Origin of the sequence: Paraburkholderia humisilvae (genome assembly GCF_902859855.1) — a bacterium.
GTDB classification, from domain to species: domain Bacteria; phylum Pseudomonadota; class Gammaproteobacteria; order Burkholderiales; family Burkholderiaceae; genus Paraburkholderia; species Paraburkholderia humisilvae.
The window spans coordinates 61,166-79,918 of record NZ_CADIKH010000024.1 but is presented as its reverse complement, the minus strand read 5'-3'; the positions used below and the strand labels follow the sequence as shown (position 1 = coordinate 79,918).

Sequence of the window (18,753 nt, the reverse complement as noted above, 5' to 3'; positions counted from 1 at the left end):
CGTGACGAACGGTTGTTAAGCTAACGGCAACGGCCGGGTCAGGCCGCGTCGGGAAACAGATTCTGGCTCAGGAAATCGACGAACACCCGCACCTTGAGCGGCGTCATACGCCCCGATGGCCACAGTGCGCGAAACGGAATGCGGTCGGCAGTGAATTCTTGCAGCACGGTCACGAGCGATCCGCGTGCCAATTGCGCGCGCACCGTAAACTCCGGCACGCAGGTCAGGCCCCCGTCATGCTCGGCGAGCGCGACAAGCGGTTCAACGGCGCTCGCGATCGCTGTCGAAGGCAACTCGACGTCGAAAGCAGCGCCGTCGCGGATGATCGGCCAACGCCTCAGCCGCCCGCTTCGGGAAAAGCGATGCTGCAAACACGCATGCGCAATCAGGTCTTCGGGCGTGGCCGGCACGCCCCGTTTGGACAGGTAGGCCGGCGACGCGACGATCACGTGCGAATAGTGACCGAGCGTTCGCATGGTGAGTTGCGAATCCACGCTCTCGCCGGTGCGTAGCACCACATCGAAACCGTCCTCAATGACATCCACCATGCGGTCACTGAAGTCGATATCGAGCTGCACATCGGGGTACTGGCGCATAAACGCCGACAGAACCGGCATCAATAACATGCCGACCAGCGGAATGCTTACGCGCAGGCGGCCTGCGGGGTTCGAGCGCGACTGGGCCAGCTCGGACTCCGCGTCGAGGATCTCGTTGAGGATGCGCTGGCAGCGCGCCAGAAATAGCTCGCCTTCGGGGGTGAGCCGCACACTTCGCGTACTGCGGTGAAATAGCCGCAGGCCCAGGCGCGCTTCCAGCCGCGCAATGGCCTTGCCGACCGCCGACGCCGATATCCCGAGCTGGCGCCCGGCCTCCGCAAAGCTCAGCGTTTCCGCCGCACGCGTAAAGATCGCCATGCCGCTCATGCGATCCATCGCGCCGCTCGTCCGCCCGTTCGCCACCGGTACGGTGTGCGAAGCTGCCCTCGTTGATGCGACGTCCATTTTGACCATCACACGGATTCCTGAAAGGTCGAACCAAGGATGATTGTGCATCGAATTTTCGATCTGAGCGGGGCGATTGCGGACATCCGTGTCCGCAGTCATTCGACCCGCAAGCCGTTTTTCCCAGGCCGGCCGACGTCTACAGTGGTGTCAAGCCAAGCCGCTCACCGTCTCATCAGTGGCTTCCCATTCCTTGCCGACCTGCACGTGTGGAGATTCAAAGATGTCGAAACTCTTTTCGAAAGTGACACTGGGCCCCTATGAACTGGATCATCGCGTCGTTCTCGCGCCGCTCACCCGCATGCGCGCCGAGCGCGGCGCGCGCCCAGGTGCGCTGATGGCCAAATACTATGCGCAGCGCACGTCGCCCGGCGCGTTGCTGATCAGCGAAGCGACCATCGCCGCGCCCAACGGCAACGGCTATCTGGGCGCGCCCGGTCTGTTCGACGACAGCCAGATTCCCGGCTGGAAGACGATCACCGACGCCGTGCACGCAAAGGGTGGCACGATCTTTCTGCAGCTGTATCACGCGGGCCGACAGTCGAATGCCCAGCTGCAGCCCGACGGCGCTCGCCCGGTGGGGCCATCCGAATTGCCGCACGGCGGCCTCGCGTACACGGAGGCCGGTTGGGTGCCCAACACGCCGAATCGCGCACTCGCGACCGGGGAAATCCCCGGCATCGTCGAAAGTTTTCGCGCCGCCGCCGAACGCGGTATAAGAGCGGGCTTTGACGGCATCGAACTCCACGCGGCGAATGGCTATCTGCTGGATCAATTCCTGCAGGACGGCAGCAACAAGCGCACCGACGAATATGGCGGCCCGATCGCCAATCGAGCGCGCCTGCTGCTCGACGTGACGCGCGCCGTGATCTCGGTGTGGGGTTCGGATAAGGTTGCGGTTCGCCTGGGCCCGAGCGGTTCGTGGGGCGACATGTCCGATAGCAACCCGGAAGCCTTGTTTGCGTACGTGGCTTCGGAGCTCAACGAACTCGGTATCGCTTACCTGCATCTTATTGAGCCACGCATCGCCGGCAATGTGGAGGATGGGACGCGTGACCAGCAGCCGGTTGTGGCAAAGAAGCTTCGCGCACACTTCCACGGGCGGATCATCGCAGCGGGCGGCTTCGATGGCAAAGGCGCCGAAGCCATGGTGCAATCCGGCGACGCGGATCTCGTCGCGTTCGGCCGGCACTTCATTGCGAACCCGGATCTGCCTGAACGTCTGCGCCGCAATTTGCCGTTGAACCCATACGACCGGCCAACATTTTTTGGCGGCACCGAAGTGGGTTACACCGACTATCCGTTTTACGACGAGCTGAACGTCGCGGCGTGAACCTCGGCTTCCTGTTTCAAACGCTCGGCGATAGAGGTCGGCATGACGACGGCGTCACCCTGCACCACGATACGCCCGTCGACCTCGCAGATCGTCTCTAGCACCGCCCGCCGTCGGCCGGTCAGTATTTCCTTGACGGTGACGGTCGCGCAGACGGTTTCGCCGATCTTCACCGGGTTCCGGAAGCTCAGGTTCTGCGACAGATAAATCGACCCGGGACCCGGTAGACGCGCGGCGATCGCCGCGGAGATCACTGAGGCGGACAACATGCCGTGCGCGATACGTCCACCGAATCGCGTGCGCTTTGCGTACTCCTCATCAAGATGAACCGGATTTCGGTCGCCGCTTGCACCGGCAAATAAAAACACATCACGTTCGGTCAAGGTCTTTTTGAACTGCGCGCTCATACCGACCACCAGATCTTCAAGATCGTATCCACCTGCGTCGTTCATGCCTGGATCCCTTTTGTCGTTTATGCGGCTCTCGGTATTCCCACGGAAAAGCGCTCGAGCGGCGAAAAGCGGCGAGCACTAAGAGTAGAACAACTTCGGACCAGGCAAAGTGAACTTTTGTCACTTTAAAGGCGGGGAACTCAAACAATTCGGCGTTGGTCCACGTTCGGCGTGCTTCCTGAACCGGTGCGTGGCGATGGACGAAGCGATTGATTCGCTCGGCTTTACAACACGTATCGGCTACACTCGACGCTCGATAATGTGAGCCCGTGACGTTCGAGGGGAACGGGTTCGCGGTTTACGAAGGACGACCACACATTCGCTCGACCATGGTATTCGTCGAACAGAGGCAAGGGCATATTGAATGGAGGCACCCATAGACCTGCTAGGGTTTGTCTGTTCCATGAAAGACGGTGTTTATACCATTCGTCTTGACCGGGAGCATCAGCACAACCGTATTGATCCCTCGGACATCAGCGCGCTGCGAGAGGCTATCGCCCGTATTGCGGTTGATCAGAAGGCCCTTGCGTTAGTGATCACGGGTTCGGGTACCCGAACGTTCAGCTCGGGATACACGCTATCGGCCCTTGCGGACGGTCGCATGGATGGCTCCTTTGAGGCGTTTCTCAATGAAGTCGAGCGCTTGCCCGTTGTGACGATTTGCGCGTTGAACGGAAGCGTCTATGGAGGAGCCACCGACCTGGCGTTGTGCTGCGACATACGCATTGGTGTCGACAACGCCAGAATGATCATGCCCGCTGCCCGCATCGGACTGCACTATTACCCCGATGGCATGCGCCGATACGCACAGGAGTTGGGCCTGATGCAAGCAAAGCGGCTGATGCTGACAGGAATGGCTATTGATGCCGCCGAGATGGTGCGGATCGGGTTTCTCACGGAGAGGGTGGCCCCGCCCGCGCTCCCAGGCCGCATATCGCAATACCTTGATGCACTGATGGAGTGCGACACGGGAACCGTGCGATCGATGAAGCGCCAGTTCATCGCGATTGGCGCCGGGGATAAAAAGGCCGCATCTGACAAGGCAGACTATGAGCGGTCTCTGCGAAGCCCGGTGCTTGCGTCCCGCATCTCGGATATGGGGAAACGTTGAAAGATCCGGGGAGAAGGGGAAGCTATGCACTGCATAGATACCGCGCATTTCTGGTTGTGGCTTGTTTTGAACCCCATTTTTTTAATATCGAAAATGACATTTCCTTAAATGTCGAAATCCAAAACACGCATCAGAATAAAAAAATTAGCGTATGCAGTATCGTATCTCGCGATGCATGGTAATTGAGTTAACAAGCATTGCTAAAGAGACGTTCACAATTGTTCACTTTTAGAACGCCGATTCACCTCGTATGATCGTGCGGTGCAATAGAGAGTCATGTGAGGAGACGAGTCGATCTATCACGCAGCGGAAGATCGTTCGCGCGACGGCACGGCTTGCAAGGGCAGAGCACGAAGCTGTCGGGACCAGGTCTGATCCAGGTGGATATTAAAGCGGAAGTGCCAGTGCTTTGTATTAGTAATGCTAATTAAATAGATAGAGTCCGGAAATTTAGCAGATAACGAAGAAACCGTTTTGGAGCTGATTATGGAAGCGCTAGCTGACCGAGCAGTCGAGGTGCGGGTCGATCAACACGATATTTTTGAACCCGGTTGTGACATTCCGTTGGGGGTCGTTCCGAAACGGATGCACGCATGGACAATCCGGCGTGAGCGGCATGGTGAGCCATCGGTCGCGTTTGCGCGAGAGGTCGTGGATGTTCCCTCCATCGGGCCCGACGACGTCCTTGTCCTGGTGATGGCCGCGGGGGTCAACTACAACGGTGTATGGGCGGCCCTCGGATACCCGGTATCGGTTCTGGACTTTCATGATGAGCCGTTCCACATTGCCGGTTCGGATGCCGCAGGCATTGTCTGGGCGGTGGGATCCAATGTCCGCCGCTGGAAAGTGGGGGACGAGGTGGTCGTCCACTGCTGTCAGGTCGATGGCGACGACGAGGAGTGCAACGGAGGCGATCCGATGTTCTCGCCAAGCCAGCGCATCTGGGGCTATGAGACCTCTTACGGATCATTCGCCCAATTCACACGCGTACAGGCAACCCAACTGGTACCGAAACCAGGGCACCTTAGCTGGGAGGAAAGCGCGTGCTACATGCTAACGCTGGCAACCGCGTATCGCATGTTGTTTGGGCATCGCCCCCATGTTCTCGGACCGGGCCAGTCGGTGCTGATCTGGGGTGCAGCGGGCGGCTTGGGTTCGATGGCGATCCAGCTTGCGGCGATGGTCGGAGCGCGCCCGTTGGCCGTCGTTTCCGATGAAACGAAAGAGGCATTCGTCAAGCAGCTTGGCGCAACGGGCGTGTTGAATCGCTCGAAATTCTCTTGTTGGGGCGTACCGCCCACGGATTCCCCAGCCGACTACGCGCTCTATATGGAGAACGTAAAGCGTTTCGGAAAGGCAATATGGCAGGCGGCCGGCGAGAAGCGGGATGTCGACATGGTGTTCGAGCATCCGGGCCGTGCCACATTCCCCGTGTCGTGCTTCGTGGTGAAAAGAGGCGGCATGGTGGTCTTTTGCGCGGCGACGAGCGGATACGACATTGGCTTCGACGCTCGATATGTCTGGATGCGTCAGAAGCGTATTCAGGGAAGCCACTTTGCGAATCTTAAGCAGGCTGCCGAGGCAAATCGTCTTGTCATGAGCGGCAAAATCGATCCTTGCCTGTCGGAGGTTTTCGCGTGGGATCAGCTTGCGCTCGCTCACCAGAAAATGCATCTGAACAAGCACGCCCCCGGCAATATGGCCGTTCTCGTGCATGCGGACCGTAGCGGCGCAGGACGGCGTACGCCGCGACCCGCGGCGCAGGCATAACGAAACGCGCAAGACGCTTGGCGCTGTGGGACGTATTTCACAAAACGAACTTGGCGAATGGGTTAAGGACACCAAAATGTTGTCAGCTTCAATAGAAAAAGCGATTTCGACGTGGCTTATCTCGCAGCATCTGACGGACTCCTTTGACCCTCGCCTGACTTTCGCGGAGCTTGGCCTCGATTCGATCAGTTCCACCGAGTTAGCGCTGTTCCTGGAAAAGGAGTGCGGCGTGGAGCTGGATGAGACGATCGTCTACAGCTATCCGGCGGTCGACGCGCTCGCTCAGTATGTGGCTGAACTGATCGCGGCATCGGGAAAGCCGCAGTCCGACGCACGCCGGGGCGCCGCGGGAGAGTCCGCTACCTGACACGGTCTGTTGGTGACGGTGACGGAAGAATGGTGACGGCAATAACGTTCGCGTTGCGAGGCAATGATGAATTCAACTGAAGCTACCGGGAAGCAGATCGCCATCATCGGCATGGCGTTTCGTTTTCCCGGCGATCATGTTTCGGCGACCCGCTTCTGGGATTTTCTGAACTCGGGAGAAACGGCGATATGCGATACGCCGGCCGACCGCTTCGACATCGAACCGTTTTACTCTCCCGATCCCGATGTGCCGGGAACGACTTATTCCCGGCGTGCCGGATTTGTACGGCACCCGTACTCATTTGACGCCGAGTTCTTCCGGATTTCAGCGGCGGAAGCTCTCGAGATGGACCCGCAACAGCGTTGGTTGCTGGAGTTGTGTTGGGCCGCGCTTGAAAATGCGGGCATTGCTCCGTCCCAGATCCGAGGCAAGCGCGTCGGCCTGTTTCTGACCGTCGGCGAGGTGGACTACGGCCGGCGAACCGTGTGGTCCGGGGACGCTCGCGGGATTACGACTTATGCCAAGCTTGGGTCGAACCGCGGCGTCGCGGCCGGTCGGGTCGCGTATTGTCTGGGCGCGCAGGGTCCTGCCGTGTTCGTCGATACCGCGTGCTCGTCGTCTCTCGTCGCCGTGCACCTCGCCGCACAAAGCTTGCGCACGGACGACTGCGACCTCGCCATTGCCGGAGGGGTCAACCTCATTCTGGGACCGGAGGAGACCATCGGCGTGGCACGCTTGCATGCGATGTCCACCACCGAGACCTGTCGTCCGTTTGATAGCGACGCAGACGGATACATGCGCGGCGAGGGCGGCGGGGTATTCGTCCTGAAGCGGTTACCCGAAGCGATCGGGCAGGGGGATCGTGTCGACGCCATTCTGGCGGGCTCCGCCATCAACAATGACGGTGCAAGCAACGGGTTGACCGCGCCCAACGGCGCGGCCCAGGAGGCCGTGATCCGACACGCGTTGAAGCAGGCGAATGCGCGGCCGGAAGACATCGCGTACGTGGAGGCGCATGGGACCGGTACGCCTCTCGGCGACCCCATTGAACTGTCGGCGCTGCGTAACGTTTACACCCGGGGCGTCGATAGAAAGGCCCCGTTGCTGGTCGGCTCGGTCAAGTCACAGCTCGGACATCTCGAAGTGGCCGCCGGGATACCCGGACTGGTAAAAGCCATTCTGGTGCTGCGCCATCGATTTGTTCCTCCGCAGGCCCATTTTGCAAAACCGAATCCGCGGTTCCGATGGGACGGTTCGCATGTGCAGGTCTCGTCAGTCGGCCAGGCGCTTCCCGACCGAGACGTTTTCGTTGGAATCAGCGGATTCGGCATTAGCGGCACGAACGCCCATTTGATTCTTGCGCCTGGCGTGCGTCACAAAGTTGCGGCACCCGTTTCGCAGGAACTGGTGCTAGCCGTTTCAGGGAAGTCAGCCAAGGCTCGACTCCGGCTTGCGAACGAATATCGGCAGCTGATCGAGCGAGAACGGGTTGACTTGCGCGACCTCTGCTATACGGCAAGCGTCAAGCGCGACCACTGGAATTTCCGGCTTGCTGTCGTCGGTTCTTCGAAAGACGACTTCGTCAGAGCGCTGGACGACTTCATGGCATCCGATCCCACGGGAACCTGGCATGCCGGCGACACCCGGAAAAGCCGGCGCCTTGCCTTTTTGTTTCCTGGCCAGGGAGCGTGGCGCCCCGGCGCAGGAGCCGGACTTTACCAGCACAACGCCATTTTCAGGGCGGCTGCCGATCAGTGTCTGAGTCTGCTGACGCCGCAGGTCGCGGGCGAGGTGCTAAGCGCGATCCAGGGGAACAACGCGACGTCGGTTCGTCATCATCCCGGACAACTCGCACATTTTGTTGTTCTATTTTCGTTGGCTAGAACCTGGATCGAACTGGGTCAGATCCCTGATGTCGTGATCGGGCATTCGCTGGGCGAGCATGTGGCCGCCGTGATAGCGGGCGTGATGTCGCTGGAACATGGGCTTAAGGCCGTGGAGGCGCGGGGCCGGCTGTTTGACACGGCAACGCCGCGTGGCGCGATGTTGGCGGTACAAGCCAGCGTCGATGAACTATCGACCCTGATGGAGTTTGGCAAGGAACTGTTCGTCGCGGGGTTAAACGGCCCCGAACAGACGGTTGTCAGCGGTACAGCGGCGGCCGTTGCTGCTGCGGAAGCAACCATGATCGCGATGGGCAGGCGCGTGTCTCTGCTCAAAACGTACGACACACCGGGCCATTCGCCGTTGCTCTGCACGATGCGCGCCCCATTCAGGCAAGCGCTCAGTGAGCTTCACTTCAGCTCGCCGCGCATTCGTATCGTTTCCACGGTCACGGGGCAAATGGTCGGCGATGAGGTCGCCACGGTCGACCACTGGCTCGATCTGGTGGAACAGCCCGTGAGATTCTCCGATGCACTCAAGGTGCTGGTCGGAGAAGACTTGACGTTTCTTGAGGTGGGCCCGGGCGCCGCACTATCGAATCTCGCTCGTGCCGCGACGGGCGACTGGCAGCGCGCCGTTTCTTCGTTGGCCGATGGGCCCGACGGAGATGAAGAAACGGAACCGACCGGCTTTGCGCATGCATGCGCCCATCTGTACAGCGTGGGTCACGCCGTAAAGTGGGACCCGCTCTACGGAGCACCGCGGGTTCCCGCTGAGGCGCCGAGCTATTCATTTGAACCAGTGCACCTCGAACTGCCGTTGCCGAAAACGGCTGCCCCGAGCGGGGCGGCCGCGGGTGCGGATGCGCAGCCTGGAATTCGCGACCACGCTCAAGCAGACGCAAGCAGCGCCGCACCGGCATTTCACGAGCCAGGCCAATCCGCATGGGTCGGCTCCGATTCGGGCGACACGATTCTCGCTGCGATTCGAAAGATCGCAAGCTCGGTGGCGACGCACTCCACTGAACTGGACGACGCGTCACCGCTGAGGGAACAGGGCTTTGACTCTCTGGCACTGACGGAGCTGCGTGTCCGGTTGCACCAGACGTTGGGTCGCATGCCGCCGATGTCGCTGTTTGCAAAAGGGGTGTCGTTAAACGGCCTGGCTTCCTTTTTCGCCGCGGGGCAGAGACCTTCGGATGAGCAGCGCAGGGCAGCCGCGCAACCGCACAACGCGGCGACTGCGGTGACCGGAGTTGGCGTCGGCGATGACCAGCCGTCGCGATCGTCGACGTCCGGCACAGCCATCGATGAGGAGTCGCTCGTCGTCACGCTCCGTGACGGAGAGGGGCCGGTTGTGGCACTCGTGCATCCGGTCGGTGGCGACGTATTGTGCTATCAGGAACTGGCTGCTGCCTGGCCTGGTGACTTGACGGTGGTCGGCGTCCGGCACCCGGAGTCCGATGGGGAACGGGCCGCACGCTATCGTTCGGTGGAGCAACTGGCCGCCCTCTATCGCGAGGAACTCGTGAAAGCGTTGGGCCGTCTTCCAGACGTGGTCGGTGGTTGGTCGTTTGGCGGCATTATTGCGCACGAAATGGCCGCGCAATGGGAGACGATCGGTATAACGGCGCCCCCATTAGTGATCGTTGACAGTCCCTTTCACAATGGCGAGTTTGCCGCAAGCCTGCGCAACATCGTGCGCGATCTGAACTGGTCTCGCGGTACCGAACTCGTTGAACAGCTGAAAGCCGATACGCGCTTTCAAAGGTTGCTTGAGGACGCAATCGGTCTGGCTAGCGTTCGGGAGCGGCTTGAGCCGACAACTTTTTCCCGTCTGTCGCATTTGCACGCATCATCCGCGGCAGCGACGGCCTGGCATTCACCGAAGGTCGTCCGGACGCCCATCTCGTACGCGCTCGCGCTCAAAGGCCGGAACGGTCGCTCTTGCGACCAGGTCACCGACCCTCTGCGCCGGATGACCCAGGGTCAAATTCGGCTCTGCGGCTTCGAAGACGACCATCACTCGATTGTGCGTGCGCCGACTGTCACTCGATTGGCTGCTTTCCTGAATGGTTCGGTGGACGCCTCGTCATGCGCAGTCGACTCACTCGTCGAGACGGTAGCCGCAAGATGACTTCTCGCATTCAGTCAACCGTAGTAACAGGTTTCTAATGGAGTGACGCATGGAAACTCATTTCGCAATGGAGCACGGACGTATCGCACCACGTGCTCGACTATCGCACGTTTTCGGAGCGAATGACGATCCGCTTAGCTGGTCCACTATCGCTAAACTGCTTAAAGACACAGCGTCAAAGTGGCCCGGTCGCACTGCAGTGGTCTTCCGCTCGCAACAGATTCGCTCGACGTGGCGCGAACTGGCGGAACAAGTCGACATTCTCGCGAGCGGTCTGCTCGAACTGGGCATTCAGCGTGGCGATCGCGTGGCGCTCTGGTCGCCCAACCGTTACGAGTGCCTGCTTACGCAGTTTGCCACCGCGAGAATCGGGGCGATCCTCGTCAGCCTCAACCCTGCCTACGTTGCCGGCGAACTCGAGTATGCGTTGAACAAGGCCGGCTGTAAGGCGTTGATCCTTCCGCCCCAGTTCCGCAGCACGAAGATTCTTACCGACATTGCACCGGAACTTGCCGACGCTACGCCGGGTGCGCTGAATTCCGCTCGCCTGGCCGATCTCCGGATTGTCATCCACATGGGCAATGACACCGTGCCCGGGATGATTCTGTTTCGCGATGTGATGAAGCTTGGAGGCACACGTCTCGATACGCGCGAACTCGAAAGCGGCGAAGCTGAATTGAACGCGGATGACGCGATCAATATTCAGTTCACCAGCGGAACCACGGGAAGACCGAGAGGCGCGACGCTCTCGCATTTCAATATTGTGAACAACGCGCGGTATGCCGCGTCGTGCATGCGACTCACACACAACGATTCGCTATGCGTAACGATGCCGTTATATCACTGCATCGGTATGGTGTTGTCCTCGCTGGCCTGTGTATCAGTCGGGGCCTCCATGGTATTCCCGGCAGAGGCATTCGACCCGGAAACCACGCTCGCGGCGATCTCCGAAGAAAGATGCACTGCGTTGCATGGCGTTCCGACCATGTTCATCGCGGAACTGGAACACCCGAATTTCTCCCGATATGACCTCCGTACATTACGCACCGGGCTGATGGCCGGTTCGCCGTGTCCGATCGAGGTGATGAGGCGAGTCATCGACCAGATGAATCTCGCGCAGATCACCATCGCGTATGGAATGACGGAAACAAGCCCCGTGTCGTTCCAGAGTGAGACTGGCGATCCGATCGAAAAACGCACCACGACCGTGGGGAGAATTCACCCGCATATCGAGGTGAAGATAGTCGACGAGCATGGCAATACGGTGCCGGTCGGCGTAGCAGGTGAATTGTGCACACGCGGCTATTCCGTCATGAAGGGCTATTGGGGCGACAAGGACGCGACTGCGCTTGCCATTCGCGACGGATGGATGCATAGCGGAGACCTTGCGGTGCTCGACGAGCATGGCTATTGCAATATTGTCGGTCGACTCAAGGACATGCTGATTCGCGGCGGCGAGAATATATTTCCGCGAGAGATCGAAGAGATTTTGTTCACGCACTCAAAAGTCATGTCCGTACAGGTATTTGGTATTCCGGACCAAAAATACGGCGAACAGGTATGTGCATGGATCATCCCTAGACCGCGTGTTCATATCACGCAAGAAGAAATAATCGAATTCTGCCAGGGACGCATGGCGTCGTACAAGGTCCCCCGAGTCGTCCGTTTTGTGCAAGACATGCCTATGACGGCCTCGGGCAAGCCGCAGAAATACCTGATGCGCAAACAGATGATGGAAGAGTTGGACGTAGCCGACGTACGGACCGCATAAAGAGGCCACGTCAAGGTTCCAACATTCGTTCGATGCCCGAAGGAGTTGCTGTGATGGATTTAAAAGAACGCGGTATACCCACGCTATGTCTGGTGCCGCAACCGAATGACGCAAACGTATACGGCGATGTCAGCGGATCATGGGTGATGACTCATGTCGACACGGCAGCATCCATTCCTGCAATCCGTCGAGCCAACGGTCGTGCCGTCACCATTGCGATGAACTCCTGCGTGTTCAGGGAACCCGTCTACATCGGGGACCTCGTGAGCTTTTACGCGACGATCGTTGCGACAGGACGGACATCGGTCACCGTAAAGGTTGAGGTCTACGCTCAGCGTATGGGTCTCGAAGCCGATGTCGCAAAAGTGACTGAAGCGACTCTTACCTTCGTGGCTACCGACGACGATCGCAGACCACGCGCATTGCCGGCAATCACGGAAGGTTCACCGAAAGAACCGCCTGTTTGGGGCGGAACGAAGCATCCTGTGCTTTCCGCTACAGCCGGAATGCCAAACCATGCTTTGGCGGGCATGCCGCACTTCGCACAAGATACCGTGAGCTTATCAAAAGCAGATTGATCGTCATATTTGAAGCAGCAGTCTGTCAGGCGTATCGATGAACATATATTGGAAAGGTTAGGAAAATGAATAGATTGACGGGAAAGGTTGCGATTGTAACGGGCGCCAGCGTGGGACTGGGCAAGAGCGCTGCCGTGTTGTTTGCCAGGGAGGGGGCGAAAGTCGTGATTGCCGCCAGGCGGGATGAACTCGGTGAATCCGTGGTCGACGAAATCAGGGAGTTGGGCGGAGAGGCCATTTTCGTCAAGACCGATGTGTCGAAGTCCGAAGATTGCAGAAATCTGGTTTCGAGAACAATTGAAAAATTCGGCAAACTTGACATAGCGTTTAACAACGCGGGGATCTTTTCATTCGGAAAGACCGTTGCCGAACTGTCCGAGGATGAGTGGGATCAGGTTCTGAGCATCAACCTGACGGGGGTGTTCCTGTCGATGAAATATCAGATTCAGGCGATGCTGAAAGGGGGCGGCGGCTCCATCGTCAATATGTCTTCTGTTGCAGGACTGGTCGGGTGCAACGGCGGACTCACGGTGTACAACGCGACGAAGCATGGAGTGGTGGGGCTGACCAAGGCCGCCGCACTCGACTTTGCCACCCGCAACATCCGCGTCAATGCCGTATGTCCTGGGATACTACCGACGGACATGGCCAACGAATGGTTTGAGGCAGTTGATCCGGCGATACTCCAGGCGATGCATCCGGTGCAGCGTTTTGGGAAGCCGGAGGAAGTAGCGGAAACCGTTCTGTTTCTCGCCAGCGACATGGCTCCGTTCATAACCGGGGCGGCCGTGCCTATAGACGGAGCATGGACGACCCAGTAGCCACGGTTTGGCCGTTGGGTTTAAGCATGTTGAAATGAACTTCAAATAAAGAAGCCCATGTCAAGCACGAACATTCTGTTTCTCATCGACGATGTTATCGAGGATCGTGAAGTGCTCACGCCTCTTCGAGTGCTCGCGCTGTTTGGTCACACGTTGCACATCGCGAGCCCTCAGCGGGAAGCAGGTGAAAAAATTTCGTTGCCAAGAGCTACGAACAGGTCCACGACGGCAAAGCCCGATGAAGAGCACGCCTCAATCACCTTGAACGCGACCCTTGCGGAGGCGAAACTGCCTGAGTTTGACGCGCTCGTGCTGGCTTTCGGGCGCACGTCAGATGGCGTCCTTGAAGACGATCGTTTATTGCGGATCATCCGGTTTTTCGCCGAAGAAGCGGGTAAGCCGGTCATCGGTTTGGGTAGCGGCGTGCTGGCGCTCGTTGCGGCGGACGTCGTCCGTGGGCATCGTGTCACCTGTGCCCGCGAACTTGCTGCCGGTGTCCGGCGCGCGGGAGCCGAATACGTTGAGAGCGCACCGAGCGGCGCCGTCGTTGATCGCAATCTGGTGACGGGCGTTGAAGGCGGTGATTTCCCTGAATGGATTGTTTTGCTGCTGGACGCGCTGGGGCGGGGTAAGCGGGAGAATCACGCAGATCCAGCGTTATACGCAAACGTGTGCCGGTCGAGAGAAAGCCTTGATACAGCATGCTCTCCTTCGCGATTCGATCGGGGGTTGTCGACCCTCAAGGCCATCAGCGGCGGGGGCAACTACAAGCAATTTATCCAGACGCTTAATCGCTTATCTCCGGAATTCGGCGACCTGCTCGTGGAGGTGGGGTACGCAGACATCGTCAGTCGACCGGGCCTTTCCCTGAAGAGTCGCGAACTCGTGACCGTAGCGGCACTGACCGCGCTAGGCAATGCACCTGCGGCGCTCAAATTCCACTGTGGCGGAATGTTGAATACAGGGTGGAGTGCACGGCAGCTGGTGGAAAGCGTACTTCATGCAGTGGTGTATGCGGGCTTTCCGGCGGTGTCGAGTGCGCTAAAGCTGGTGAGTGAGGTTTTACGCGAACGCAATATTGAGCTTGAATCCTCCCCGGATGAACCGTCGGGTGGAAGCCGGGAAATTCCAGCGGAAGTCTTGAAGTTGATGGTGGCCCACGACGCGCTGGGAGGCAGGATGGAGCCACTGCTGGTTGCACTTATCGCAAAGTTTGCGTACGGAGAAATCTGGAGCCGGCCGGGTCTGTCCGTTAAGGACCGACAGCTTGCTACGCTTGCGATGGTGATGTCGAAGGGAAACCACATTGCGGCAGTCTGCAAGCACGTCGAGGGGTGCCTGATGCTGGGTTGGACCCGGGCCGAACTGGTTGAAGTGCTGATTCAGATGACAGGGTATATCGGTTGGCCGTTGACGTTGGCCGTCACGGGGCCGGCGCTTGAGGTTTTCGATCGCTTCGAGGAAGACGGGTTACCTGATACATCGCTAGCTTCGGTCGAGTCAGAATCGTTCGACGTACAGGCAACGCAAGCCCCATCTCCCGTTCCGCAGTGGCTCGAAACGCTTAACGCGCGTTCAGCATCGCGCGAACAGAAAAGCAAGGGCGCAGACGAGATCGGCACTGTGCTCGCGCGCTATTCGGCTGAATTCTTTGGAGGGCGAGCGACCGGCCGGTTGGGCAAGCTGGACGCAAAGACGAGAGAGATCGCCATCATCGCGGCTCTGACCGCGACCGGGCGTATGGTCGACATGGAGCCGCTTGAAAGACACGTCAATGCGGCGATTGATGTCGGTGTGCAGTGGTGTGAGATCGCCGAAGCGATGGAGCTGATGCTGCCTTATGCGGGCTTTTTGTCGGTCAAGCAATCGATGGGGTATGCGTATACGACGTGCGCGGAACGACCCTTCACCTCGTAGGCAACGCTCGCGCCTACCCGCCTGAACTTTGCGTGATCAAGGCTCCAATGGCAAGTCGGTGCAGGCAAATAAACAGGCTTTCGAAGCCTGAAGGCATCCAAACGTGACTAATGTAGTGATCGTATCGGCGGCCCGCACGGGCGTCGGCAAATCCGAGGTGGCGAAAAAAGGTGTAACCGTGAACACGATTTCGCCGGGCTATCTGGCCACCAGAATGGTCATGGCCGTCCCGCAGGAAATCATGGATATAAAATCCTGCCGCAAATTCCTGTCGGTCGTCTTGGCAAACCGGAAGAGGTCGCAGCCCTGGTGCTATACCTGTGCTCGGATGATGGCGGCTTCGTGACCGGATCGAATATCGCCGTCAACGGTGGTCAGCATATGCATTAAGGCGTCACCCCCGGCATTTCCCGGATGGGTAGCGACTTATCGCATCGGCGACGCGTTTTTGATGCCATGCGGAAGCACAGGCAAATACTCCGCCGCCTGCCACGCGAGGAGCCCGGGAACGTAGATCAGCAGATCGCGGATCCGCCTCGCGCCTGCAAGCGCAAGACAGGTCGCCGGATCCAGTCCCAGCATGCCGCCGATCAGCACGAAGCCGCCTTCCTGTACGCCGAGCGCGCCCGGCACAATGAAGGCCGCGCTGCTCAGCAACTGGAGCAGCGCTTCCAGTACGAATGCCTGGGCGAGCGTCGGGTTTGCACCAAGAAAGTGGAGCGCGAGCCAGATTTCGAACGCAAAACCGGCGCATTGAAGGGGCTGCCAGATACACAGATAACGTGCAATCACACCATGCTGTCGCCAGATCAGCTTGACCGACTGGTCAATGCGTGCGGAGCGGCCGACCAGCGCATAGACTTTGCCGCCCGCCGCGCGGTTGAGCAAGCGGGCCGCCCGTTCGAAAGGGCGCGCGTGCTGCACGAGTGCGAAGAGAAGCAGGACCGGCGCGAGCACGGCGATGCCGAGCACCAACTGCCCTGTCACGCGGACGACTTCGGATGACGCGTGGTCGGCGAGCAGCCAGGCGACGGCTGCGAGCGCAAAAATGAGCTGGCTGATCAGCGTAAGCTGCGTGTCGACGACAAGGCTTGCCGCCGCCGCGGCAGGACGCACACCCAGACGTCCCAGCAAGCGGAACGCAACGATCTCTCCGCCGATGCGCGCAACCGGGAGCAGGCCATTGATCGATTCGCGGATCCACACGAGCCGCAACATCGTTGACACTCGCGGCCGTTGCCGCGGCCTGATCAGTGAGCGCCAGTCCCACGCATTGGTCAGCATCGGCAGGACATGCGCGAAAGCCGCGACCACCAGCCCGGCGCCCGCGTCCTTCATCAACCGAAACACCGTCGCCGGGTGTTCTTGCCACACGAGCCACACCGCGACTGCGAGACCGATCAGGGCGGTCGCGCGTCCGACATGTTTCATCGGCAAAGCGGTTGTCACGCGTGGAGACGCGCCATCCTCGCGACCACGCCAGGGAATTCGCATAACGGTCTATTCATCATGTACTGGAGACAGTAGCCCGTTGCCGTCGACGTTGAAGCTGAATCCACGCCATTCGACACGAGACGAGAAAAAGCTCGCGATGAAGATGATGAACGATAGCACGTCACACATCGGCAACAGCCACAGACCCCGATGAGTTTGCTGCACTGCGCGGTCGGATTGCCACTTGAGCACGAGGCGGGCAACGAGCGCGATACCGGCCAGTGCCCACGCCCACGCTGCGCCCTCCGACATCAGCACAGCCAGCAGGGCGAACGGCAGCGGATGCATAAGGGCGGAGCCGAGATGTCCCAGCGGGTCAACCGAACGGATCGTGCGGCTCCAACGCAATTCATGTGCGAAGAGTTTCGTGAAGCGAGTCTCGACACACGCGTGCCGTACGGTAAATGGCGGGATGGAGACGGTTGCACCGGTGCGCCGAACCGCGCAACCGATCGCATGATCCTCGGCCAGATGATGCGCGAATTGGGTGAGACCACCAATGCGATCGAGCATCGCACGCTCCATCGCAATGGTCTGGCCAAAACACGGACGTGCTCGCCCGAGCGCAAGGCCGGTCACGACGCCCGGGAGGAAGTGGTAATTCGTCGCCGCCGCGGCAAAGCCTGGCCACCAGCCCGGTGCGCACAGCCCGCGATACACGCAGGTGACGAGGCCGACTCCGGGGCACTGCAACGCGCCGACCACGTGCAGGAGGTAATCGCGTTCAACGGTTACATCGCTATCGGCGAAGCAAAGAACGTCATACTTCGCGTGTTCGAGCATGTTGACGAGGTTGCCAATTTTCCGGTTCGGGCCGTACAGCCGCGAATCGACCACGACGTCCACCTGCGCCTTCGGATACCGTGCACGCAGCATGTCGACCGTCTTGAGCGCGACGTCAGCGGGGTCGTGCACGCCGAACAGGAACTGGACTGGACCAGGATAATCCTGCTCAAAGAAACTGGTGAGATTGTGCTCGAGATTCCATTCGTCTCCGCACAGCGGCTTCACGAGCGTGACGGAAGGAAAGCTCGATGGCTGCGCGCAGGACCGCGCGAAGAAGCCACGCACGAGCAGGGCGGCGAAGCAGGTGTAGCCTACGCCGAGAACGGCGGGTAGGGCGAATGCGACGGCCAGTGTGGCACAAAGAATATGCGCGATATGCGGCGCGGCGTCATACGACGCGGCGACTCGCGAAAATACAACGACGATGCACGCGAACAGGGTGGCGTACCTTTTCGAGCGTACCCGCGTCGGGCGTCGTGGGTCGCTTCGCGCGTTCATCACGCCTCGTACGCACGCAATGATTGCAACGACCGTTCGCTTTCGCCGATGGTTTCAGGACGACTCCGTTGCCGGCATCCTTTCGTTGGGACGTGTGCGATCGCGCACATGACAAACGCCATACAGGCGACTACCGGCATCACAACCGAAATATATGACAGTGGCATGAAGAAGCCTGCGAAAAAACACGACGCCAGCATCGTGACTGTCGCCGCAGGCAGTGAGCCACAGAGATACCCGCGCAATTGTTCCATTGTCGACGGATTCATGGAGAGCCTGGGTTTGAGGGGGAGGGCGCCGTTGCCGGTGCTGTTAACCGAGTGCTTCGGTATTCTTTCGAATCAATTTCTATATATTGACATTTCAATTATGCAGTACGAATTCATCCCGGCAATATGTGAGGCTAGCAACAGTATCTGAAGAAAATCTTAAGTAACGCTACATCAACGTAATTTTTATCACGGGGTTTGATTACGCGCCGTTACCGTATCGCCCGAATTCGATGCACTGTCAATCGCCAGACGTTTTCCTATCTTTAACATAGTTCTGTTTCATCAGTTTTTCGAAGTTGCTGGCGCCCAGCGTCCTGAAGTTGCCGAACCTGCGGGATGCATTCGCCGGTTCGGCAAGCGGAGTGTCGCGCGGCCGAGTGGCAGATGCAACAGGAGTCGCGTCGAAGTCGCTCGTGGACACCATTCGGACCGACGTCGCTTCTTCGAACAGAAGCGATTCGGAATGCTTCACAACAGCGAACGCCGGCACGGTGATCACTTCTGCGCAGGTGAAGCAAGGTTGAGAATCGCACCCCGCTCTCACTCTTAAGTTCGGTTTAAG

13 protein-coding genes and 2 pseudogenes are annotated in these 18,753 nt (G+C 59.3%); 10 read left to right on the top strand and 5 right to left on the bottom strand.

All coding sequences use genetic code 11. The annotated features are described in order from the left end of the window. Positions 1 to 38: 38 nt before the first annotated feature. Positions 39 to 932, bottom strand: a complete 894-nt coding sequence (locus HV796_RS24040) for a LysR family transcriptional regulator (protein ID WP_175229005.1) — start codon at positions 930 to 932, stop codon at positions 39 to 41. Between the two features lie 292 nt (positions 933 to 1,224). Here HV796_RS24040 and HV796_RS24035 point away from each other — a divergent pair, with 292 nt between their 5' ends. Then, positions 1,225 to 2,334 (top strand): alkene reductase, encoded by a 1,110-nt coding sequence (locus tag HV796_RS24035; RefSeq protein WP_175229004.1) that lies wholly within the window; start codon positions 1,225 to 1,227, stop codon positions 2,332 to 2,334. Here the strand turns inward: HV796_RS24035 and HV796_RS24030 are convergent. After that, complete coding sequence (locus HV796_RS24030; RefSeq protein WP_175229003.1) at positions 2,307 to 2,786, bottom strand: MaoC family dehydratase; 480 nt, start codon at positions 2,784 to 2,786, stop codon at positions 2,307 to 2,309. The genes HV796_RS24035 and HV796_RS24030 overlap by 28 nt on opposite strands. A 364-nt stretch (positions 2,787 to 3,150) precedes the next feature. Here HV796_RS24030 and HV796_RS24025 point away from each other — a divergent pair, with 364 nt between their 5' ends. The 9 genes and pseudogenes from HV796_RS24025 to HV796_RS23985 form a co-directional block, all read left to right on the top strand. Further along, positions 3,151 to 3,897, top strand: coding sequence for an enoyl-CoA hydratase/isomerase family protein (locus HV796_RS24025; RefSeq protein WP_175229002.1), 747 nt, complete (start codon positions 3,151 to 3,153; stop codon positions 3,895 to 3,897). A gap of 486 nt (positions 3,898 to 4,383) precedes the next feature. Then, positions 4,384 to 5,667 carry a crotonyl-CoA carboxylase/reductase gene (gene ccrA, locus HV796_RS24020; protein ID WP_175229001.1) on the top strand — a complete coding sequence of 428 codons (1,284 nt, stop codon included), beginning with the start codon at positions 4,384 to 4,386 and terminating at the stop codon, positions 5,665 to 5,667. Between the two features lie 25 nt (positions 5,668 to 5,692). Then, positions 5,693 to 6,034, top strand: a complete 342-nt coding sequence (locus HV796_RS24015; protein WP_175229000.1) for an acyl carrier protein — start codon at positions 5,693 to 5,695, stop codon at positions 6,032 to 6,034. Positions 6,035 to 6,097: 63 nt separating this feature from the next. Further along, positions 6,098 to 10,054 carry a type I polyketide synthase gene (locus HV796_RS24010; protein ID WP_246356010.1) on the top strand — a complete coding sequence of 1,319 codons (3,957 nt, stop codon included), beginning with the start codon at positions 6,098 to 6,100 and terminating at the stop codon, positions 10,052 to 10,054. A 49-nt stretch (positions 10,055 to 10,103) separates the two neighbouring features. Next, positions 10,104 to 11,825, top strand: coding sequence for an AMP-binding protein (locus HV796_RS24005; protein ID WP_175228999.1), 1,722 nt, complete (start codon positions 10,104 to 10,106; stop codon positions 11,823 to 11,825). A 53-nt stretch (positions 11,826 to 11,878) separates the two neighbouring features. Next, positions 11,879 to 12,259: pseudogene (locus tag HV796_RS24000) on the top strand (acyl-CoA thioesterase); the annotation flags it as partial. A gap of 209 nt (positions 12,260 to 12,468) precedes the next feature. Beyond that, complete coding sequence (locus HV796_RS23995) at positions 12,469 to 13,224, top strand: SDR family oxidoreductase (protein ID WP_175228997.1); 756 nt, start codon at positions 12,469 to 12,471, stop codon at positions 13,222 to 13,224. Between the two features lie 57 nt (positions 13,225 to 13,281). Continuing rightward, positions 13,282 to 15,141 carry a carboxymuconolactone decarboxylase family protein gene (locus HV796_RS23990; RefSeq protein WP_175228996.1) on the top strand — a complete coding sequence of 620 codons (1,860 nt, stop codon included), beginning with the start codon at positions 13,282 to 13,284 and terminating at the stop codon, positions 15,139 to 15,141. A gap of 148 nt (positions 15,142 to 15,289) precedes the next feature. Then, positions 15,290 to 15,531 (top strand): annotated as a pseudogene (locus HV796_RS23985) (SDR family oxidoreductase); the annotation flags it as partial. Positions 15,532 to 15,567: 36 nt separating this feature from the next. Here HV796_RS23985 and HV796_RS23980 read toward each other — a convergent pair. From HV796_RS23980 to HV796_RS23970, 3 genes are all read right to left on the bottom strand, one after another. Then, positions 15,568 to 16,572, bottom strand: a complete 1,005-nt coding sequence (locus tag HV796_RS23980; RefSeq protein ID WP_175228995.1) for a lysylphosphatidylglycerol synthase domain-containing protein — start codon at positions 16,570 to 16,572, stop codon at positions 15,568 to 15,570. Between the two features lie 69 nt (positions 16,573 to 16,641). Beyond that, complete coding sequence (gene hpnI / locus HV796_RS23975; RefSeq protein ID WP_175228994.1) at positions 16,642 to 17,919, bottom strand: bacteriohopanetetrol glucosamine biosynthesis glycosyltransferase HpnI; 1,278 nt, start codon at positions 17,917 to 17,919, stop codon at positions 16,642 to 16,644. A 510-nt stretch (positions 17,920 to 18,429) separates the two neighbouring features. Beyond that, a complete protein-coding gene (locus tag HV796_RS23970) occupies positions 18,430 to 18,690 on the bottom strand; it encodes a hypothetical protein (protein ID WP_175228993.1) in 261 nt (86 codons plus the stop codon). Between the last annotated feature and the right edge of the window lie 63 nt (positions 18,691 to 18,753).